Raw genomic sequence first — 20,213 nt, 5'->3', positions numbered from 1 at the left:
GCGGCCGACCGGGCGGCGTACGCCGACGGCGCGGGCGGGCGGGGACGCCTCGCGGTGATCCCGGGCCTGCTGGGAGCGGGTCGCTCCGCCCGGACCGGGCCGCGTCCGGCCCGCCGGACCCGCCACCGCTGAGCGGACCGCGCCCGGCCCCCTCCTGGTGGAGGCCGGTCCACGCGCGCCCCCGGCCCGGAACTCCGGCCCCGGCGCGCGCCCCGCGCACCACGCGCACCTTCCGAGCCGCTCGACCGCCCCCGCACACCTGCGACCCGTCCCCGATCGGAGGCGTGGTGCCCAGTCCGCACAGGCCCGCGACCGGCCCGGTCGGCTACGCGGCCTTCGTCCAGCTCCACCGCCACGGCTACGAGCGCTACGCCCGCGCCCGCCTGGGCGACCGTTCGCTGGCGACGACGGTCGTCGCGCAGGTCCTGCGCCGGGCCGAACTGAACTGGAGCGCGGCGCTCCGCGGGGATCCCGCCGCCCTCACCTGGGACGTACTGCGGGAGAGCGTCACCACGGCACGCGGCGAGGCCGCCGACGCCCCGGCGGACGACCTGCACCGCACGCTGCCCGACCGGCCGGCCGACGCGGCGCTCCTGCACGAGCGCCTGGGCATGACCCCCAAGGCCGCCGCGGCCCTGATGGGCCTGGGCGAACCCGAGTTGCAGGTCCAGCTCCGGGCCGCCCGCCGGATCCTGGCCGAACTCGACCCCGGCGGCCGGAACGGGGGCGCCTGACACCCGGGTCCGCCCGGACACGCCGGTCCCACCGTGACGCACCCGACCGCTCCCCCGCGGACGCCGGTGCGCCACGGATTCGCCATGCCCCGCCACAGTTCACCCACCCGGGTTGTTTCAACGGCGATCGGGCCGACCTAGGATGACGTCTCGTCACAATGGCTTGTCGACGAAGGACTTCGGCGCACACAAGGGAGCACCGTGAACGACGCGAGGGCCGGATCGCAGGATCATTATGTTGACGCGGACACGCCCAGTGCGGCGCGGATGTACGACTACCTCCTGGGCGGGCACTACAACTACCCGTGCGACCGCGAGGCCTGCGACCAGCTGCTGGTGACCGCCCCCAGCACCCGGGAACTTGCGCTCAACAACCGGGCCTTCCTGGAACGGGTGGTGCGGCACATCGCCCGGCGCTACGGGATCAGGCAGTTCCTCGACCACGGCTCGGGCCTGCCCACCCAGAACAATGTGCACCAGGTCGCCCAGAGCGTGGATCCGGACAGCAAGGTCGTCTACATCGACAACGACCCGCTGGTCCTCGGCTACGGACGCGCGTTCCTGGAGGAGAACCGGAACGTGCACATCCTGCCCTCGGACATGCGGGACACCTCGGCCATCGCGGCCGACGCGGCACGGATCATCGACTTCCGCCGGCCGGTGGCCGCGCTGTTCGTGTCCGTGCTGCACTGCGTGCCCGACGACGACCGGGGGAACCCGCGCCGGATGGTCGAGGACACCGTGCGGCTGCTCGCCCCCGGCAGCGTCGTGGTGCTCTGCCAGCTCGTCAGCGAGGACCCCAGGATCCGGGACGCGGTCACCGAGCTGATGCGGGAGCAGACCGGCGGCCGCTGGGGCCGGGTGCGGACCGAGGCGGAGGTGGCCGAGCTCTTCACCGTCCCCCGCCTGCGGATCGAGGAGGAGGTCGGCCTGCTCGACGTCACGGACTGGCGGCCCGACACCGAACTGGTCCGGCGCCAGGCCACGCAGGAGTGGATCGAATTCGGGGGCCTGGCCACCGTCCACTGAGGGACGCCACCCCCGGCGGGGCCGGGGGTGGCGGTCACGGCGTCGGAGGAAGTCACGATGTCAGAGGCGGGCGCGGTGCCGGTCGAGCGCCTCGACGAGCAGTTCACGGCTCGGCACCGGTCCGGGAGCCTGGCGGATGACGCTGTCGCTGAGGTCCTGGTAGTCGAGGTAGTCGCTGTCGGCCTCCTCACCGGCGATCGGACCGCGGTGGAACTCGCCCCGCCCCCCGGCCTCGGTGTAGATGACGTCCGGCGCGGCGAACGAGCCCCGCTCGAAGCTGAGCCGGATCAGCGAGGTCACCTGGAGCGCGAGGGGGTTGTCCGCCGCGATCACCCTGAGCGCGACCGGCGAACGCTCCTCGTCCACGTGCCGCAGCAGCACCGACAGCTGCTCGACCATCATCCGGGGTTCGCCGAAGTCGGCGTACAGGGCGCTGCGCTGGACGAAGAAGGTCGACCTCGGGAGCCTGCTCGCGAAACGCTCGGCGCGCAGACCCCGGACCTCGATGATCCGGTCCGCGAGCCTCCGCTGGCTGGCGAGCAGGGTCCGGCCCGTCACCACCTCGCGGTACCGGGGGGTCTGGAGCACTCCGGGGATGACATTGGTGTCGATGATGATCTGCCGCGCGGCCCACTCCTCCAGGCTGGTGAGCCGCAGCATCGAGTCCGGCACGGCCTCGCGGTAGGCGATGCGGGAGCGGGTCCGCACCGTGTTGGCCCACCCCTCCGCCGAGGCGTCGTGGGCGAGTTGCAGCAGCTGTGCGCGCCGGGGCCCGGACCGCACGCCGAGGGCGTCCAGGAGGACGTCGACCACGGCCGGCTTGTCGATCCGCATCTCGCCGTTCTCGATCCGGCTGTAGACCGACGTGGAGACCTTGACCCTGGTCCGCGCCAGTACCTGCCGCTGGGTCAGGGTGCCGCGTTCGATCTTCAGCTCCGCGCCCAGGAGCAGGGCGGGAACGCCCCAGGATCCCGGCGGGTCGGGCGCGGGACGCCCGAACGGGACTGCACGGTCCTCCATGGCCAAAGGGCCCCCCTTGGGCACAATCGCGAAACTCACCCCGAATGGTCGGGTTCAGCTTCACACAAGGGGGGCACCGTCGTCACGCCGGACCGCTGGACCCGGGTGCCGGTACTACGAACTCAAACCGCCAGACGGTCGAATTCGCCGTTCTTCACACCGCTCAGGAGTGCCGCGATCTCGGGCGCGGTGAGCACCAGGGCCGGACCGCTCGGGAAGCGGCTGTTGCGCAGGGCCACCTGGCCATCGTTCAGTTTCCGCAGCTCCACGCAGGCGCCCGTGCCCTGGCTGGCCCGGGCCTTCTGCCAGCCGTCCGTCGCCTCGATGACGTCGGCCGGCATGCCGTTGAAGTAGTCGATCACGATCAGCCATCTCCACTGTCCGATGGGCGCCCGCTCCTCCGATCTTCATACGCACGGAGAAGTGCCCTGGTGGGACTCCTGCGCAATCCCGTGCGGGATTGCGCAGGCCGGGCGACTTGAATCATTCACCTCGACAATCGAACAGCGCCACTCCCTATTAGGGTGAATACGGATCGCTTTATGCATATCTATGGTGAGCGGCTGATAGCACTGTCGGACGGACCGTGTCCGCTACTGGTCCGCCGGGCCGTAGACGGTGTTCAGGACACCGCTGGCGAAGGCCGTGCTGCTCAGGAGCTTCAGCCGGATCGGGTCGACGCCCTCCTCGAACAGCCGGATGCCGCGCCCGACCGCGATCGGGTGGACGAGCAGGTGCAGCTCGTCGATCAGCCCGGCGGCCAGCAGCGCCCGCACCACCGAGACCGAGCCGGACATCCCGATCGGGCCGCCGTCCTCCTGCTTCAGCGCGGTGACGCCCTCGACCAGCTCGCCCTTCAGCTGCTCGGAGTTGCGCCAGGTCAGCTCCAGCTCCGAGCGGGAGACGACGATCTTGCGCGCGTCCCCGAGCGCCTTCGCCATCCCGCCCTCCTCGCCGCCCGCGCCCTCGCGGTGCGGCCACACCTCGGCGAAGGTGTCGTAGGTGGCGCGGCCGAGCAGGACGGTGTCCGCCTCCGCCAGCCGGGCACCGACCGCCGCGCCCATCTCCGCGTCGAAGTAGGGGAAGTGCCACTGCTCCGGGCTCTCCACCACACCGTCGGCGGCGACGAACAGACCTGCGGTGAGCTTGCGCATCAGGATCTCCCTGTGTCTTGGGGGTTGCTTGCTTTCATACGGTCAGACCGGCCGGCGGGGCGGAACTCATCGGTCCCGGCGGAAAAAGTTCTTCCGGAGCACGCGCGGGGCCGCCGCACCCCCGTGCCCGGCGGCCGCCGCCCGCGATCTGACAACGCAGAAGCTAGGTTGCTTTTCCGACTTTCACAACGCACATGCGGCACAGATCGAGCATTTCCGCAGGTCAATGGCGCCATGATCATTGCAACGGGCCTGAATTTAATGCAACGGCAATGGTCCAACCATTGCAATGGCCTGACGCTGAACGCTCAGGCGGAGGGCGCGGTGCCGGAGAAGGGGGTGCGAACCTCGGCCGGGGGAAGGACGCCGGCGGGGAGGACGCCGAGCTGCTGGAGCACCGCGGTGCGGTCGTACGCGTCCACCGACCTGACGATCCGTCCGTCCTCGGCGAATTCGAGCTGGCTCATCACGTACAGCGAGAAGCTCTTCCCCCGGCTGGACTCCGGGAGGCAGAGGAACGGCTCCCGGATCGTCGCGCCGTACTGGACGTGCGCCACCGCGTGCGACCGTCCGACCAGCACGCCCGCGCTGACGGACCGGATGCCGGAGAACAGCGCGCCGGCCCGGGCGAAGTACTCGTGCAGCTCCTGGTGGCCCCGGTAGGTGTGGCCGAACGACTTGTCCTCGATGACGGCGTCCTCGGTGTAGTACGCCATGGCGTCGGCGGGAGCCGTCGGGGACTCCCACATGGTCACCCAGCGTTCCACGAACGCCTTCCGCTCGCTCTCGTCGAACTCCGGCAGGTCGAACTCCGGCACGGGGATCAGTCCTTTCCGGGAAGGGCGCCGACGGTGCTGGTGCAGGGCGGTGACCAGTGGCGGAGCACGGAGGCCAGCACCCTCGGCCGCGCCAGCTCCGCCGGGGAGCCGGTGAGGCTGACGGCGTTCCAGACCGCGGCGGCGACCCGGGCGTCGTCGGCCGCGGCGCGCATGGTCGCGCGGAAGGCGTGCGCCAGCAGGCCGGCCAGGACGGGGTGGGTGCCAGGGACCTGCGGCATGGACCGGTCGGCCATGGTCGAGAACAGCCACGGGAGCCGCACGGCGCGGGCGGCCTCGCGGTAGAAGCGCCGTGGAAGGCCGTCGACGCCGCCGTCGTCGAGGCAGCTCCGCAGGGCCTTCGCCTCCAGGGCGGCGACGGTCATGCCCGCCCCGTAGATCGGGTTGAGACTGCACACCGCGTCCCCGACGCAGACCAGTCCCTCGGGAAGCCGGCGCAGCCGGTGGAAGTCCCGGCGGACCGAGGCCGGGTAGCGGAACGAGGAGACTCCGGAGATCGGTTCGGCGGCGCGGAGCGCGGCCCGGGTGTCGGCGGCGAGCAGGCCCTCGGCGAAGCCGAGGAACTCCTCCGGCGTGCCCGGCGGGTGGTGGTCCTTGCCGAATCCGTAGAGGGAGAGCACCCAGGCGTCGTTCTCCTGCTGGGTGAGGACCGCGCCGCGGGGGCGGGTCCGGGTCGCGCCGATCAGGACGCCCTTGGCCACGCCCAGCGCGCCCGGTGCCACCCGGTAGCGGCGGCTGGCGTAGGCCACGCCGACGTGGAGACGCTGGGTCGCGGGCTCCTCGTAGCCCAGCGACCGGTGCCAGGCGGCGCCCCTTCCGGCGCGCCCCGTCGCGTCCACGACGAGGTCCGCGTCGACGGTCTCGACGGAGTCGGCCTCCCCGGGGCGGGCGAGCCGGACTCCGGTCACGCCGGAGGAGCCGGTGGCGACGGGAGCGGTGGCTTCGAGTCCGGTGCGCAGCTCGACGTTCGCCAGGGCCCGGACCCTGGCGCGCAGCCGGTCCTCCAGGAAGGGGCGGCTCACCTGGAGCACCCGGCCGAGGGGCACCTGCCGCAGCCGCGAGCCGAAGAACACGATGTCGAGCTCGTCCAGGGCGCCGGCGAGCGTGCCGCCCTCGGCGGCCAGCTCCTCGACGAAGCCCGGGAAGGACTCCTCCAGGACCTGTGCGCCACCAGGAGTGAGCGAGTGGACGTGCGCCCCCTGCGGCACTCCGCGCCGGACCCCGGGGACGGCCGGGAAGGTGTCCCGTTCGACGACGGTGACCCGCTCGAAGGCCCCGGACAGGGCCCGGGCGGCGCACAGGCCACTGATGCCCGCACCGAGCACGATCGCGTGGTTCGTCCCCCTGCGGCTGCGGACGGGCGCTGGATTCACGGTCGGCTCCGATCGCTGGTTTCCTGTCGTCGGGCGCGCGCTCTCACCTTCCCGTTCCGCTCCCCGCCCACACCCTCGGACACCCGCGCATCCGGGTGACGGCGGTGGAGGACGGTCGTCCGACCGGTGCGGGCGCAGGGGCGTGACGGCCGATCGGCCGAGCCCGGAGGGACGCGGCCCCCGTGGGACCGCGGCAGCGGACGCGTGCCGCGCGGGGCCGCGTCGTTGACAGTGCAGCGGCGGGCTCCTAGCGTGGCGCGGGCGATTACCCACGAGTAGGGACTGTTGATGGCCGCAGTGCGCCCGTACGACCTCGTCCTGTTCGGCGCCACCGGGTTCACCGGCCGGCTCACCGCCGAGTACCTGGCGCGGAACGCGCCCGAGGGCTGCCGCTGGGCGCTCGCCGGCCGGGACGCGGACCGGCTCGCCGCCGTCCGCACCGCGCTGGCCGCGATCGATCCGCGCTGCGCCGAACTGCCGCTGCTGGTCGCCGACGCCGGGGACCGCGAGGCCCTGCGGGAGGTGGCCGCCTCGGCCCGGGTGGTGGTGTCCGCGGTCGGCCCCTACCTGCGCCTCGGCGAGCCGCTGGTGGCCGCCTGCGCGGACAGCGGGACCGACTACGTGGACCTCACCGGCGAGCCGGAGTTCGTCGACCGGATGTACCTGCGCCACCACGAGCGGGCGGTGGCCACCGGGGCGCGGCTGGTGCACGCCTGCGGCTTCGACTCGGTGCCGCACGACCTCGGCGTGCTGTTCACCGTCGAGGAGCTGCTGCGCCGCGGCGCGGCGCCGGAGCGGATCTCGGTCGAGGGCTTCGTCCGCGTCGCCGGCACCGTTTCCGGCGGCACGCTGGCCTCGGCGATGACCGCCTTCTCCAGGCCGCGCGCGATGGCCCGGGCCGCCCGGGAGCGCCGCGCGGCCGATCCCCGGCCCGAGGGGCGGCGAATCCGCACACCGGCCGGCCGCCCGCACCGGTCCCGGACGGCCCGGGCCTGGGCACTGCCGCTCCCCACCATCGACCCGCAGGTGGTGGGGCGCTCGGCCGCCGCCCTCGACGCCTACGGCCCGGACTTCGGCTACACCCACTACGCCGCGGTGCGGCGGCTGCCGATCGCGGTCGGCGGCGTCGTCGCCGTCACCGCGATCGCCCTCGCCGCCCAGCTGCGGCCGCTGCGCCGCGCGCTGGAGCGGCTGCGCGGGCCCGGCGAGGGACCGGGCGAGCGGCAGCGGGCCGGATCCTGGTTCACCGTGCGGTTCGTGGCCCGGACGGACGCCGGCCGGCCGCTGGTCACCGAGGTGTCCGGGGGCGATCCCGGCTACCAGGAGACCTCGGTCATGCTGGCCGAGTCCGCGCTCTGCCTCGCCTACGACGACCTGCCGCCCACGGCCGGGCAGCTGACCACCGCAGTGGCGATGGGACGTCCGCTGATCGACCGGCTCACCTCGGCCGGGCTGTCCTTCCGGGTCCTGGACGCCCCGCCGACGGGCGCCCCCGGGCACTGAGGGACGCCGGGGGCCGTCGGGCGGCGCCCGGGTCTCACTTGGGGCTGAGGAGGCAGAACTCGTTGCCCTCCGGGTCGGCCAGGACCGTCCACGAGATCGCGGACCGGTCGAACCCGGGATCGGTGGCTCCCAGGGCGCGCAGCCGGGCCGCCTCCACCTGCACGTCGCCACCCGGGTAGGGGCGGATGTCGAGGTGGACGCGGTTCCACCCGGTCTTGGTGTCGGGGGTACGGACGAACTCCAGGTACGGGCCGACGCCCTGGGCGGAGCGCAGGCTCGCGTGGTCGTCGGCGACCTCGTGCACCGTCCAGTCCGTCGCCTCGCCCCAGAAGCGGGCCATCTCCCGCGGGTCGGCGCAGTCGACCACCACCGCCGCGACCGGCCCGGTGTCCCCGTAGACCGGGCGGGGCTCCAGGACGCAGAACTCGTTGCCCTCCGGGTCCGCCATGACCGTCCAGGGGACGTCGCCCTGGCCGATGTCGGCGAGCGTCGCGCCGAGGTCCTTCAGGCGTGCGACCAGCTCGGCCTGGTGGGCGGCCGAGGTGGTGGCCAGATCGAGGTGCACCCGGTTCTTCCCGGTCTTGGGCTCCGGGCGGGCCACGAGGTCGATGAAGATCGCCGACGGGTCCGGGTAGGGCAGCCCCACCGGTTCGAGGTTGGTCACCCCGGGGCCCTCGCTGTCGATGCCCCAGCCGAGCACCTCGGCCCAGAACCGGCCCAGGGCGCTGTCGTCCTGGGCCTTCATGTTGATCTGTACAAGTCGCGTTGCCATGATCAAGATCATATGAGCCGACCCGGGATCCGTCGACGGCGATTCCGGGCGGTGCAGGAGTCGGGACCGGAGCCGGGAGCAGAGCCGAGGGCGGGGGCCGGTTTGGAGCCAGGGCCGGGGGTGGGGCCGGGGGTGGGACCGCGTTCCAGGCCGAAGCGGACAAAGTAGGATGACCCAACCTTCGTGCTACGCGCGAAGACTTCCATAAATGTTCGACTTTGACCGATTAATCTCCCGCTTCACACGCACGGAGCCACCCTCATGGACAACCCGTCCACCGCCGACACCGACGGCGCGATGGAGACCCGCGGTATCGAACCCGTCCCGGACCACGAGCGCCGGGGCAGAGTCCGCGAGCTCTTCCCGACCTGGGTCGCGGCGAACATCAGCGTCCTGCTGCTCACCATGGGCGCGGCCCTGGTGGTGTTCAACCAGCTGAACTTCTGGCAGGTCCTGATCGTCGCCGCGTGCGCGGCGCTCGCCTCCTTCGGCATGGTCGGGCTGCTCTCGGTCTCCGGGAAGTGGGGCGGGGCCCCGGGCGCCACGCTCTCCCGGGCCACCTTCGGCGTGCGGGGCAACCTCTTCCCCGGCGCGATCCTCTGGATCGCCCGGTTCGGCTGGGAGACGATCAACGCCGTCACCGGCGCCTACGCCGTCCTGACCGTCCTCGACCTGCTGTTCGGCGTCCGGAGCAACACCGCGCTGATCGTCGTCACGCTCTTCGTCTTCGTCGCCTGCACCTTCCTGGTCTCCGGCCTGGGCCGGAAGGCGCTGAACGTCTGCAACACCTGGTCGACCTACCTCTTCGGCGTCTTCAGCGTCCTGGTGCTCGGCTACCTCGTCGCGACCATGGACTGGAGCGAGGTCTTCGCCAAGCCCGCGGGCACCACCGCGATGATGGTCGCCGGCATCGGGACCATCGCCGCCGGCGGCATCAGCTGGGTCCCCACCGGCCCCGACTTCGCCCGCTACCTGCCGCACTCCGCATCCGGCCGGAAGATCGTCGGCGTGACGGTCTCCGGCGCCGGCCTGGTGATGGTGCCGATGGTGCTGATGGGCGCCGTGATGGCCGTGGCCTCCCCCGGCCTGGCAGAGGCCGCGGACCCGGTCTCCTTCCTCGGCGACCTGCTGCCCACCTGGCTGGCCGTGCCGTACCTGCTCACCGCGATCGTGGGCATGCTGCTGATCAACAGCCTCTCCATGTACTCGGCCGGCTTCACCGCCCAGACCATGGGCGTCAAGCTGCCGCGCGCCATGGCCGTCAGCATCAACGCCGTGATCTCGCTGGTCGGCGGACTGCTGCTGATGCTGGTCGCCACGAGCTTCCTGGGCTCGTTCATCACCTTCCTGATCCTGCTCGCCGTCTCCTTCTCGGCCTGGATCGGCGTCTACGCGGTGGACATGTTCCGCCGCCGCTCGCGCGCGGTCCGCTACGACGCCGCCGCGCTGATGGACACCGGCCGGAGCAGCCGGTACTGGTACGTCGGCGGCTTCTGCTGGCAGGCGATGGTGTCGTGGGTGCTCGCGCTGCTGGTCGGCCTGGCCTTCACCAAGTGCGACTGGTTCGCCGGTCCGCTGTCCGACACCCCCGTCGGCCGGTACGGGCTCGCCTGGGCGGCGACCATCGTGGTCTCCGGCGTGATCATGGCCGTGCTTCCCGTCCCCCGGGAGAACGCGCCCGCCGACGCGGACCGGTCCGCCGACGCGGTGGCGGAGGAGCGGCCCGAGCGGGTCGCCGTCTGACCCCCCTCTCCTGCAGCCCCTGAGCCCTTCGGCTCCGATCGCCCCGGCCGTCCCGGCCGGGGCGATCCTGCGTCTCCGGGGCGTGCGGTGCCTGGGGCGGCCGCCCCGGCGCGCTCGTCTTGTAGCGAGGTGTACCCACCGCTACGCTGCCACGCGTGAAGCAACTGAACCTGCGTATCGACGAGGAAACCCACGAGGCCCTGGAGCAGCGGGCGGAGGCGGCCGGGATGAGCCTGCCGGACTACGCCCGCAAGGTCCTGGCCGAGGAGGCCGACGAGCGGCGCGAGCGGTTCCTGACCGCCGCCGCGCACTTCTCCCAGGTCTGGGCACCGGCGTTCGAGGCCGAGTTCGGCCCCTACCCGCAGGGCGGGGCCGGGCACCGGTCCGGGACGGCGGACGCGGCGTGATCCTGCGCGTCGACCGCACCTGGCTGCTGGAGGTCGCCCAGCAGTTCCTGCGTGCCGATCCCGATGTCACGGACTACGGCACCCTCGCCGCAGCGGTGGCCCGCCATGTCGACGAGGTGATGGACGTGGCGGTCTACGGCGGTGTGCACCAGCGCGCGGCCGCCCTCATGCACCAGCTCATCCGCGTCCCGGCGCTGGAGTTCGCCAACGAGCACTTCGCGGCCGTCGTCGCCGCGTCCTACCTCAGTGCCTCCGGGGTCATCGTGACCGCCGAGCCCAAGGCGGCCGTCGAGCTCGCCGCGCGGATCCGCGACGGCCGGGCCGACGTCCGCGAGACCGCCACCGCGATCCGCGCCTGGTACCGCTGAACCGGGCCGGTCCTGTCCGCGGTCAGAGCGGGAGCGAGAACCTGACCTTGGGCCGCCCCAGCGCGCCCGCGCGGTGGTAGAAGCGGATGGCGTCGGTGTTCCAGTCGGGGGTCTGCCACTGCACCTCGGCGGCGCCCTGGGCCTCGGCCGCGTCCTTCACCGCGTCGAGCAGGGCGCGTCCCCAGCCCTCGCCCCGGTGCGGCTCGGCGACGAACAGGCAGTCCAGGTGGACGTGGTCGGCGCCCTGCCAGGTGGAGAACTCCCGGGACCAGGAGGCGTAGCCGAGCAGCTCGCCGCCCCGGTCGGCCACCAGGCACCAGGCCCTCGGGTTCGGCCCGAACAGCGCCCGCTCCAGCCGGGAGGCGAGGTCGGCGGGCACCGGCGCGGCGCCCTCGAAGGCGGCGTGGACCGCGCACAGCCGCGCGATCGCCGGCAGGTCGGCGGGCGCGGCCGGGCGGATCGCAGCGGGCACGGCGGGGGTGACGGGGATGGCGGGGGCGGCGACGGACACCGGGTGACCTCGTGTTCCAGCTGCTCGGGGTGGGCTCCGGCCCATCCTCCGGCCCTGGTCCGGGCCGCACGAGTGGCGTGAACGCCCGGGGTCGCCAAGATCACGCCAGAGCCGCCGGGGCAGTGCCGCTTCCGTCCACCCGGCGTGGAACACTGCGGTGGCCGCCGGGGGACGGACGTCGTGCCTCCGGTCCGACCGTCCTGCCGAGGAGCAAGCATGAGCACCACCGCGCCGGTATCGCTGGTCACGGGCGCCAACCGGGGAATCGGCCGGGAGACCGCGCGTCAGCTCGCCGCGCTCGGCCACACCGTCCTGCTGTGCGCCCGCCGGGCCGCCGACGCCGAACAGGCCGCGGCCGAGCTGGCGCCCGACGCCCCCGGCACCCTGCTGCCGTACCGGCTGGACGTCACCGACGCCGAGGGCGTCGACGCGCTGGCCCGTGAGGTCGACGCGCGGTTCGGCCGCCTCGACGTCCTCGTCAACAACGCCGCCGTCAACTACGACACCGGGCGACGCGCCACCGACGTCGACCTCGACGAGGTCGCCCGCACCCTGGAGACCAACCTGTTCGGCGCCTGGCGCACCGCGCAGGCGTTCCTCCCGCTGCTGCGCCGGTCGGCGCACCCCCGCCTGGTCAACGTGTCCAGCGAGTCCGGGTCGCTGACCCGCATGGCGGGCGGGACGCCGGCCTACGGGGTCTCGAAGGCCGCCCTCAACGCCCTGACCCGCAAGCTCGCGGACGAGTTGCGCGGTGACCGGATCCTGGTCAACGCCGTCTGCCCCGGCTGGATCGCCACCGACATGGGCGGCCCCGGCGGCGCGCCCGTCGACCGGGGCGCCGCCGGTGTCCTCTGGGCCGCGACCCTGCCCGACTCCGGTCCCACCGGCGGGTTCTTCCGGGACGGGAAGCCGCTGGACTGGTAGGCGGCCGTTTCGGCCGGACCGAGTATTTCCCGGTCTCGGACGGGGGTTTGACGGCGGCCTCTAGAATGGGTGACCGGTCGCGAGTGGTGGATCCGCACACGCACGGGGCGTGTCCGCGGGGTGAGGGAAGAGGTGCGCCGTGCCCGAAGCAGACTCCGGTGCGTCCACGCTCGCGGCGAAGCTGGACCGGTTGTTCGAGGTGGTCCGCCGTCCCGACCGTGAGCCGTACACCCATGAAGAGGTCGCCCGGGCCTGCCGCGAGGCCACCGGCGAGACGTTCTCGGCGACGTACCTGTGGCAGCTCCGCACCGGCCGCCGGGACAATCCGACGAAGCGTCATCTGGAGGCGCTGGCACAGTTCTTCCAGGTGCCCCCCGCGTACTTCTTCGACGACCGGCAGAGCGTCCGGATCACCGAGGAGCTGGCGCTGCTCGGCGCGCTGCGGGACGCCGGGGTGCGGGACGTGGCGCTGCGCGCGGTGGCCCTGTCGCCCGAGGGGCTCGGCACGATCAGCGACATGATCGAGGCGATCGCCCGCCGCGAGGCCGCCGGAAGGCCCGACGGCGGGTCCGGTGGCGGGTCCGGCAGTGGGACCGGCGGCAGGTAGCGGCAATCGCTGTCGAAGCGGTTCTCCCGGGGCGCCCCCGTCCGTAGGATCGCCTCCCGAATCGGGCGGTGGAGCATCGGGGGTACGGACATGGGGCATCCGGGTGGGGTCGAGCGGGGGCTCTGGCTTCGATGTCGCGGCGTCGCGGACTCGATACCGCTCCCGGAGCCCTTCGACATCCGGGCGCTGACGGACTCGCTCGCCCGGCTGCGGGGCAGACCCATCGAACTGGTCCCGCTCTCCGGCCCCGCGCACTCGCCCTGCGGTGTGCTGATCAGTACCGACCGCGCGGACTACATCGGCTACGCCGTCGACACCACCGCGCTGCACCAACAGCACATCGTGCTGCACGAGATCGGCCACCTCCTCTGCCGGCACACCGGCGACGGCGCCGGGCTCGGCGAGAGCGTCCGGGAGGCGCTGACGCCCCGGCTGTCGGGCGAGTTGGTCCGCCGGGTGCTCGGACGGTCGGCGTACACGCAGCGGCAGGAGCAGGAGGCGGAGCTCGTCGCCTCGCTGACCCTGCACCGGGTGCTGCGGCGCCAACGGTCCTCGGTGGTCGGGCAGTTGGCCGAGGGCGTCCTCCGGCTGGGGGCCGGACGCGGCGGAACGCGGGCGCGCGGAACGGTGCGGCATGGGTGAGGGGGGCGGACCGGTCCGTGACTGGGCCGACCTCCACCGGCTCGGCCCCCTCTGGTCGGCGCTGCGGGCGGAGCGTCCGGAGATCGAACTCGTGACGCCCGAGCCGTGGTTCGGGCCCGGGGGCGGTCGGCGCGGGGGCGTCCGGTTCGCGCTGTTCCGCCGGATCATCGAGATCCGCGACGGCCAGCTGTCCCTGCGCCCGCATCTGCACCCCCGGGTGCCGTTCTGGGTGGGTGAGGTGGTCCGCCCGACCGGGACGGAGGAGTTCGCGATCGTGGTCGAGGCCGCCGCCGTCGCCGCCGCCCTGGAGGCGGCCCGCGCCGGGCACCGCTTCCCCGTCGGCCCCGCCGAGGGGTGGGTGCCGCACCCGCTCACGGCCGGTCTGCGTGAGGAGGCGGCGTGGCTGGTCGAGGTGGCCGGCGCCTATCGCCGTTCACCGGTGATGGCCCATGTCCGGCGCCGGGTGCGGGCGGAGCTGGCCGGGGTCGCGGCGGCTCACTGAGGCCGCCCCGCCCCCGCGGCGGGCAGCGACGGGGGCGGGGCGGCGGGCACGAGGGCCAACAGGTACGGGGGAGGGCCGGTTCAGCCCCGGGCCAGCTCGGGCATCAGCCCGTACACCTGTTCCGCCGCCCCGGCATCCGCCTCCAGGCAGGCGAGCAGATCGGCCTTGGCCGCCTCCGGACGGTCCAGCCCGAGCAGACAACGGGCCCGCTGGAGGCGCGCGTCCACGTCCTCGGTCGCGTCCACCACCTCGTCCAACAGCCGGACGGCCTCGCCGTACCGGCCGGCGTCGTGGTGGACCACGGCCAGGTTGAACCGGATGCCCGGCTCCGCGGACAGCTCGACCGCCCGCGCCAGGTGGCTGCCCGCGCCGTCCAGGTCGCCCTCCTGGTAGCGGAGTTCGCCGAGCAGTGCCCAGGCCTCGGCGGACTCCGGGTCGACGTCGACGGCCTCCGCGTAGGCCCCGGCCGCCGCCGCGAGGTCCTCCTCCACAGCCAGCAACTGCCCCTTGAGGCAGAGGAGTCGGGCGTGCTTCGGGTTCCGCTCCAGCCCGGCGGCGATGTCCGCCCGGGCGAGGTCGTGGGATCCCGCTTCCAGCAGCAGGGAGGCCCGGTTGATCCGGGCCTCGTCGAACTCCGGGTCGAGCTGGAGCACATACCCGAAGTCCGCCGCCGCGGCCTCGGTGTCGCCCAGCTCGGCCAGGACGTCCGCCCGGTTGAAGTAGGCCTCGGGGAAGGGCGGGGAGAGCCGGATGGCGTGCTCGTAGTCGGCCAGGGCCCGCTCCGGCTCACCGAGGTCGCGCCAGAGCATGCCCCGGTCGAAGTGGTACTCGGCGTAGTTGGGGTCGCACTCGATCACCGCCGTGTAGTCGGCGACGGCCTCGGCGTGGTGGCCGAGTGCCGCGTGCACCTGGGCCCGGTTGTAGAGCAGCACTGAGCGGTGCAGCGCGTGCTCGTCGGGCTCCAGGGTCTCGTCCAGCCGGGCGATGCAGGCGTCCAGCAGCTCCAGCGCCGCGGCCGGGCGCCCCTGGTGGACCTCGATCAGCGCGAGGCCGTTGCGGTTGAACACGATCCGCGCCTCCCGCTCCTTCGGGTCCGGGTGCCAACGGGCGAAGGCGATGGCCTGGTTGACCCAGGCGCGGGCCAGTCCGTGGTCGCGGCGCCCGGCCTCGAAGTGCCGGGTGTGCAGCATGGCGGTGGCGTACGCGGCCTGCATGTGGACCTCGGGCGAGGCGCTGAGCGCACGGGCCTCGTCGTACAGCGGCAGGGCCCGCTCCGCCAGGCCGAGCGCGGCGAAGGAGGTGGTCATCTTGGTGGTGAAGGCCCACCAGTGGTTCGGGTTGCTCTCGTGCGTCACCAGCCGCCGGCCGCGCTCGCCGAGGTCCACCACGGCGTGGTAGTAGCCGAGGTCCATGCAGTGGTCGAGGGCGTGGCGCAGGATGTCCGCGCCGACGCCGGCGGGGTCGCTGCCGTGCTCCGCGTGCCAGGCGATGGCCCCCAGCCGCAGCGAGGACTCGCCGGCCGTCTCCAGCTCGGCGCGCCGCAGGTCGTGCAGGCGGGCGCGTTCGTCGGCCGGGAGCGCCAGGTAGGCGGCGAGCGCGTCGGCGTCGTCACCGATGCCGTCGGCGGCGATGTGGGCGCGGCCGAGTCCGGCCCGCCCGGGCGCGGCGGGTTCCGGGGAGGCCGCAGTCTCCGGGTCGACCGGGTCGAGCACCGCGCAGTGGGCGGCGAGCGCGTCGGGCAGGGTCTCCCGGCCCGGACCGGCCGGGCGCTCCAGCGGCTCGGTGCCGGTGGTCACGACCACGGTCAGCAGTGCCGGGTCGATCCGTCGCAGCAGCACGGCGAGGAATTCGCCGTCGGTCGGATCGGCCCGGTGCGCGTCCTCGACGACCAGGGTGTGCGGGCCCGTGCCGAGGGCGCGCAGGTACGCCTCCAGGAACTCGACCAGGCCGTGGGCGATCCGCAGGGTGCGCAGCGCGGAGTAGAAGCGGGTGCGTTCCTTGGGCACCGCCAGCGAGGTGAGTGTCTCGCGGGTGGCGGGCACCAGGTCCCGCAGTTCGGGGGTGGTCGAGAGGATCTCGATGTCGTGCCCGGTGACGGCTTCGGGGCAGCGCGCCAGCGCGTCGGGGAGGGTCGCCCGCAGGATCGATCCGACGGCCGTGTAGGGCCCCCGCAGGCGGCGGTCGGCGTTCACCACGGCGAGCACGGGCGGCAGGTCGAGCGTCGCGCGGGCGGCGGCGCGAGCGGGGCGCCCGGCGGCGCGGACCCAGTGGTGGCGGTGTTCGGCCATGGCACAGCTGCCTTTCGTGCGGTGACGGGGAGGTGGGGCGGGTGGTGACGCGGCGCGGTGGTGCCTCGGTGCGCCTGCCGACGAGGTGCGGGGGGCCGGGGTCAGGACGTCCTGTGGTCGGGCCGTCCGGCGGTCAGGCCGTCCGGGCGGGGGCGGGGCGCCGGGCAGCGCGGCGCTCCCGGACGGCGAGGACCACGACGGCGGCGGTCTGGCCGAGGCTCAGCAGCAGCAGGACGATCGAGTCCAACCGGGCGGCCGTCGACCCCTGGCCGGTCATCCGCAGCCACACGTCGTGCAGCAGCCGGTACGCCGTCGGGACGACGACGCCGGCGAACATCGTCAGGGTGAAGGCGTAGCCCACCACCATCAGCCAGGCGTACCAGCGGGCGACCCGCCGGTCGACGGGATGGTGGGCCTCCAGGTCCACCGGCGGCCGCCCGGTGACCCGCCGGACGGTGCTGCGGAGCACGTCGACCGCGGCGGCGTGCAGGTTCACGCAGCCCAGCGCGGTGCTGAGCAGCACGTAGAGGTCGGTGCGCAGGTAGAAGAAGCCCTGCCAGGCCAGCCGCAGCACCGTGGCGTAGGCGATCGCGAGGCAGAGCCGGGCGACGGTGGCGGCTCCCCCGCGCGTCACGTCGGCGATCAGGGTGAGGACGGCGATCGCCAGTACGTCGGCCAGCATGCCTGCCAGGATGGGCAGGTAGCGCTTCCGGCGCGGCACGCTCACCAGGCCGTCGAGCGAGGTCTCCAGTACCAGGTACACCAGGCGGTGCCCGACCGAGAGCCGTGAGCGCAGGCCGAGCCGGCGCCCGGCCAGTGCGTGGAACGCCTCGTGCAGCGCCAGCAGCGGCGCCTGGCCGAAGAACAGGAGCAGGACGACGAGGGTGTACGACGTGGTGAAGAACAGGTTGTCGGTCCGCGGGACCAGGGCGGGCACCCGGACCATCTCGACCGCGGCGAGGACCGTCACGAGCGCGTAGCCGAGCAGCGCCGGCCGACCGAACAGCAGTCCGCCCAGGCGCTGCCAGCGCACCGGCGCGGTCTCGGCCGTCGGTGCGTCGGCGGGGCGGAAGAGGTCGAGTTCCGCGAGGACCTCGATCAGGTCGGCGATGTCCACGCTCTCGCCGTGCGCGGTCCGGTAGCGCTCGGCCACCTCACGCGGGGTGAGGCCGTCGGCCAGCATCCGGACCAGTTCCGCGCCGTCGGCGGGGAAGACGGCGTAGGTGTCGGTCTCCGGGCTGCCGATGGTGACTTCGTCGGCCTCCTCCAGGTAGACGAGCCGGCGCAGGGGCAGCGGTCGGTCCAGGTCGAGGCCCGGGGCGTCGGAGTTGCTGTCCACCGGGGAGTGCACGGGGCCTCCTTGCGGGAGGTGGGCGGGCGGAGGGAACGGGCGGGTGGCGCGGACGAACGGAGGGAACTCATGGGCGGAGGGGGTGAGCGGTGCCGGTCGTGATGCGCCCGACCGGCACCGCCGTCCCCTGCCCTCGGGGTGGATCAGACCTGCACCATGCAGTCCCACGGCAGGTACAGCGCACGCGCCGTGCTGGTCAGGCGGACCGGGCCGGCCTTGCGGACGACGATCTTCTTCATGACGGACACCTCCTTCCACGACTCGTGGTCGAGGCCATGAGGAGGCATGAGCTGAGATGAATGAGATTCTCCATCCCAGCCACACCAGCTGGCCGAGGCCAAGAGTGATGAACCCGCGTCACCCGCGTCAAGAGAACGACACACCGCCGATCGGCAAAACCCCGGACAAGGCGCGGTCGAGCGCGCAGGTCAGGGGCCGACTCCCGCAGGACCGGCCGGTGCCGACGAAGTCCCCTGCCGACCGGCAGGCGAGCCCTGATGCCGCGCCAGAATATAAACTGAAATGAATTTCGCTCGACGGGGCGACGCACCCCGGCACCCCGGGCCGACGGCCCCCTCCGCCCCCGATCGATCCCGGCCCACCGACATCTGTCGGACCGTCACATCGGTTGCTACAGTCCCTGCTTGCAACGACAGCGCACGTGCCGTTTCCCGCACCGTCCATCCAGGAGAGTGGAGAACAGCCATGGGTTCGCTTCCTCGCCGCATCGCCGCCGTAACCCTCGCCACCGCGGCCCTGCTCGGCGCCGCGGGGACCGCCGCCGACGCGTCGACCACCGCGACCAAGCTCTTCAGGGCCTACGGTCCCAACCCGTCGGCCGCCACCAACCGGGCCTGGGCCGCCGCGCACGCCGCGGGCTTCACCGACGCCCAGTGCAGCTCGGAGGTCGAGGTGATCGCCCCCGGCTACTGGGAGGTCATCGTCACCTGCGCGAGCTGACCGGATCCCGCACGCCCCGGCCCGCGATCGTCGGCCGGAGCGGCGGGGCGCCGGAGCCGCTACCGGTGGTGGACGAAACGGTAGGTGGCGCGGTCCAGTTCGGTGACCTCGACCCCGATCGCGGCCGGCACGGTGACGTGGGACTCCAGCACGGCGAGCACCCGGGCGGTCAGCTCCGCGCGCTGCTCCGCACTGCGGCCGACCAGGATCTTGATCTCCACCAGCACCACCGCCTCCCCCGTCGTCCCGTCGCCCACCACGTACCGCTCGGCCGGGCGGAAGACGGTCTTGCAGTCCGGCACGGCGGTGTCGATCACCTCGACGATCGCCCGGTGCACCTCCTCGGCGAAAACGGCACGGTCGAAGTCGAGTTCGGCCGAGTGGTCGACCAGGATCTGCGGCAAGGGAACCTCCGGGGACAGGGCCCGCCGGGTCCCGGCGGGCGGTGTCCGCGACGCTACCGCCCCTCCCCCGCCCGTCCGACGGTGCGCCCGTCCGACCGTCGCACAGGGGATTTCCGCCGTCAGCGATCATCGGACCGGAGGCCCGTCCCGCCCCGTGCCGGGGTGGCAGGGTGTCGGTCATGACTCGGGTGTTCAGCGGTGACGTTGCCGGTTACTACGCGAAGTACCGCCGCGGCTACCCGCCGCAGGCGATCGACGCACTGCAGAAGGCGTTCGGGCTCGGCACGGAGGACGTGGTCCTGGACCTCGGCTGCGGCACCGGCCAGCTCGCCCTTCCCCTGACCGACCGGGTCCGGTCCGTCATCGGCATGGATCCGGAACCGGACATGCTCCGCCTCGCGGGCGAAGCGGCGGCCGAGCAGGGCATCGGCAACGCCACCTGGATACTCGGCGGCGACCGCGACGTCCCCGCCCTCCGGAGCCTGCTCGGCCGGAGCTCGCTGGCGATGACCGTGATCGGCAACGCGATCCACTGGATGCGGCACGAGGAGCTGTTCGACGCGCTCCTCCCGCTCCTGCGGCCCGGCGGCGGAATCGCCGTCGTGGCCAACGGCACCCCGCTCTGGCTCCAGGAGAACAGCTGGTCACCGGGTCTCCGCGCCGGTCTGGAACGCCACTTCGACACCCGCCTGGCGACGTCGTGCGGCACCCTGCCCCAGGACCGCGACCAGTACCGGCGGGCCTTGGGCGCGGCCGGCTTCGGCGAGGTACGGGAGACCGTCGTCGAGTACACCGACGACCTCACCCTGGAGCAGATCGTCGGCGGCGTCTGCTCCGCCGTGCCCACCGACCGGTTGCCCGCGCCCGAGGACCGGCCCGCGTTCACGGAGTACATCCGGCGGTGCCTGCCGGCCGACCAGGAGACGTTCACCGAGCACGTGCGGGTCGCGATCCTCACCGCCCGCGTCTGACGGCCCGCGCCCGGCGACACGCGGCACCGGCCGCACGGCGGAGCACGGCACCGGCCGCCCGGCCCCGGGAAGGGGTCGGGCGGCCGGTGGTGTCCCAGGGTCCCGTTCCCCGGC

22 protein-coding genes are annotated in these 20,213 nt (G+C 73.3%); 12 read left to right on the top strand and 10 right to left on the bottom strand.

Annotated features, from left to right (window positions below; translation table 11 throughout):
* Window positions 1-287 precede the first annotated feature (287 nt).
* A complete protein-coding gene (locus OG715_RS41030; RefSeq protein ID WP_266272093.1) occupies window positions 288-734 on the top strand; it encodes an RNA polymerase sigma factor in 447 nt (148 codons plus the stop codon).
* A 201-nt stretch (window positions 735-935) separates the two neighbouring features.
* Window positions 936-1,763, top strand: coding sequence for an SAM-dependent methyltransferase (locus OG715_RS41025; RefSeq protein WP_266272094.1), 828 nt, complete (start codon window positions 936-938; stop codon window positions 1,761-1,763).
* 60 nt (window positions 1,764-1,823) lie between these two features.
* Here the strand turns inward: OG715_RS41025 and OG715_RS41020 are convergent, their stop codons facing one another.
* The 5 genes from OG715_RS41020 to OG715_RS41000 all read right to left on the bottom strand — a co-directional run bounded on the left by OG715_RS41020 (window position 1,824) and on the right by OG715_RS41000 (window position 6,146).
* Window positions 1,824-2,783, bottom strand: a complete 960-nt coding sequence (locus tag OG715_RS41020) for a Scr1 family TA system antitoxin-like transcriptional regulator (RefSeq protein ID WP_266272095.1) — start codon at window positions 2,781-2,783, stop codon at window positions 1,824-1,826.
* A 122-nt stretch (window positions 2,784-2,905) separates the two neighbouring features.
* Entirely contained in the window at window positions 2,906-3,148 is a 243-nt protein-coding gene (locus OG715_RS41015; RefSeq protein WP_380514899.1) for a DUF397 domain-containing protein, read from the bottom strand.
* Between the two features lie 228 nt (window positions 3,149-3,376).
* Window positions 3,377-3,937: a dihydrofolate reductase family protein gene (locus OG715_RS41010; RefSeq protein ID WP_266272096.1), complete on the bottom strand. Its 561-nt coding sequence runs from the start codon at window positions 3,935-3,937 to the stop codon at window positions 3,377-3,379.
* Window positions 3,938-4,245: 308 nt separating this feature from the next.
* Window positions 4,246-4,755 carry a nuclear transport factor 2 family protein gene (locus tag OG715_RS41005; protein WP_266272097.1) on the bottom strand — a complete coding sequence of 170 codons (510 nt, stop codon included), beginning with the start codon at window positions 4,753-4,755 and terminating at the stop codon, window positions 4,246-4,248.
* 5 nt (window positions 4,756-4,760) lie between these two features.
* Window positions 4,761-6,146 carry an NAD(P)/FAD-dependent oxidoreductase gene (locus tag OG715_RS41000; protein WP_266272098.1) on the bottom strand — a complete coding sequence of 462 codons (1,386 nt, stop codon included), beginning with the start codon at window positions 6,144-6,146 and terminating at the stop codon, window positions 4,761-4,763.
* Window positions 6,147-6,434: 288 nt separating this feature from the next.
* Here OG715_RS41000 and OG715_RS40995 point away from each other — a divergent pair, with 288 nt between their 5' ends.
* Window positions 6,435-7,649, top strand: a complete 1,215-nt coding sequence (locus OG715_RS40995; protein WP_266272099.1) for a saccharopine dehydrogenase family protein — start codon at window positions 6,435-6,437, stop codon at window positions 7,647-7,649.
* A gap of 34 nt (window positions 7,650-7,683) precedes the next feature.
* On the opposite strand, the gene OG715_RS40990 is transcribed toward OG715_RS40995, so the two are convergent.
* Entirely contained in the window at window positions 7,684-8,421 is a 738-nt protein-coding gene (locus OG715_RS40990; RefSeq protein WP_266272100.1) for a VOC family protein, read from the bottom strand.
* A 261-nt stretch (window positions 8,422-8,682) separates the two neighbouring features.
* On the opposite strand from OG715_RS40990, the gene OG715_RS40985 reads away from it, so the two are divergent.
* The 3 genes from OG715_RS40985 (at window position 8,683) to OG715_RS40975 (ending at window position 10,939) form a co-directional block, all read left to right on the top strand.
* Window positions 8,683-10,164 carry a purine-cytosine permease family protein gene (locus OG715_RS40985; RefSeq protein ID WP_266272101.1) on the top strand — a complete coding sequence of 494 codons (1,482 nt, stop codon included), beginning with the start codon at window positions 8,683-8,685 and terminating at the stop codon, window positions 10,162-10,164.
* A 155-nt stretch (window positions 10,165-10,319) separates the two neighbouring features.
* Window positions 10,320-10,571, top strand: coding sequence for a plasmid mobilization protein (locus OG715_RS40980; protein WP_030397208.1), 252 nt, complete (start codon window positions 10,320-10,322; stop codon window positions 10,569-10,571).
* Window positions 10,568-10,939, top strand: a complete 372-nt coding sequence (locus OG715_RS40975; RefSeq protein WP_045943000.1) for a hypothetical protein — start codon at window positions 10,568-10,570, stop codon at window positions 10,937-10,939. Before OG715_RS40980 ends, OG715_RS40975 begins: the two co-directional genes overlap by 4 nt.
* A 22-nt stretch (window positions 10,940-10,961) precedes the next feature.
* Here the strand turns inward: OG715_RS40975 and OG715_RS40970 are convergent, their stop codons facing one another.
* Entirely contained in the window at window positions 10,962-11,450 is a 489-nt protein-coding gene (locus OG715_RS40970; protein ID WP_266272102.1) for a GNAT family N-acetyltransferase, read from the bottom strand.
* Window positions 11,451-11,666: 216 nt separating this feature from the next.
* Here OG715_RS40970 and OG715_RS40965 point away from each other — a divergent pair, with 216 nt between their 5' ends.
* The 4 genes from OG715_RS40965 (at window position 11,667) to OG715_RS40950 (ending at window position 14,125) form a co-directional block, all read left to right on the top strand.
* Window positions 11,667-12,374: an SDR family NAD(P)-dependent oxidoreductase gene (locus OG715_RS40965; protein ID WP_266272103.1), complete on the top strand. Its 708-nt coding sequence runs from the start codon at window positions 11,667-11,669 to the stop codon at window positions 12,372-12,374.
* A gap of 139 nt (window positions 12,375-12,513) precedes the next feature.
* A complete protein-coding gene (locus OG715_RS40960) occupies window positions 12,514-12,981 on the top strand; it encodes a helix-turn-helix domain-containing protein (protein ID WP_266272104.1) in 468 nt (155 codons plus the stop codon).
* 90 nt (window positions 12,982-13,071) lie between these two features.
* Window positions 13,072-13,623, top strand: coding sequence for an ImmA/IrrE family metallo-endopeptidase (locus tag OG715_RS40955; protein ID WP_266272105.1), 552 nt, complete (start codon window positions 13,072-13,074; stop codon window positions 13,621-13,623).
* On the top strand, window positions 13,616-14,125 hold the full coding sequence (locus OG715_RS40950; protein ID WP_266272106.1) for a DUF6545 domain-containing protein: 510 nt from the start codon (window positions 13,616-13,618) through the stop codon (window positions 14,123-14,125). The genes OG715_RS40955 and OG715_RS40950 overlap by 8 nt, the downstream gene beginning before the upstream one ends.
* 80 nt (window positions 14,126-14,205) lie before the next feature.
* On the opposite strand, the gene OG715_RS40945 is transcribed toward OG715_RS40950, so the two are convergent.
* Complete coding sequence (locus OG715_RS40945; RefSeq protein WP_266272107.1) at window positions 14,206-16,413, bottom strand: tetratricopeptide repeat protein; 2,208 nt, start codon at window positions 16,411-16,413, stop codon at window positions 14,206-14,208.
* A 133-nt stretch (window positions 16,414-16,546) separates the two neighbouring features.
* On the bottom strand, window positions 16,547-17,764 hold the full coding sequence (locus tag OG715_RS40940) for a hypothetical protein (RefSeq protein WP_266272108.1): 1,218 nt from the start codon (window positions 17,762-17,764) through the stop codon (window positions 16,547-16,549).
* Window positions 17,765-18,469: 705 nt separating this feature from the next.
* On the opposite strand from OG715_RS40940, the gene OG715_RS40935 reads away from it, so the two are divergent.
* Window positions 18,470-18,724, top strand: a complete 255-nt coding sequence (locus tag OG715_RS40935; protein WP_266272109.1) for a hypothetical protein — start codon at window positions 18,470-18,472, stop codon at window positions 18,722-18,724.
* 59 nt (window positions 18,725-18,783) lie between these two features.
* Here the strand turns inward: OG715_RS40935 and OG715_RS40930 are convergent, their stop codons facing one another.
* Window positions 18,784-19,128 carry a 5-carboxymethyl-2-hydroxymuconate Delta-isomerase gene (locus OG715_RS40930; protein WP_266272110.1) on the bottom strand — a complete coding sequence of 115 codons (345 nt, stop codon included), beginning with the start codon at window positions 19,126-19,128 and terminating at the stop codon, window positions 18,784-18,786.
* Window positions 19,129-19,307: 179 nt separating this feature from the next.
* On the opposite strand from OG715_RS40930, the gene OG715_RS40925 reads away from it, so the two are divergent.
* Entirely contained in the window at window positions 19,308-20,099 is a 792-nt protein-coding gene (locus OG715_RS40925) for a class I SAM-dependent methyltransferase (protein WP_266272111.1), read from the top strand.
* Window positions 20,100-20,213 lie beyond the last annotated feature (114 nt).

This window comes from Kitasatospora purpeofusca (genome assembly GCF_036010405.1).
GTDB lineage: Bacteria > Actinomycetota > Actinomycetes > Streptomycetales > Streptomycetaceae > Kitasatospora > Kitasatospora purpeofusca.
The sequence above is the reverse complement of the archived record's forward strand: the minus strand, read 5'-3'. Positions and strand labels throughout refer to the sequence as shown.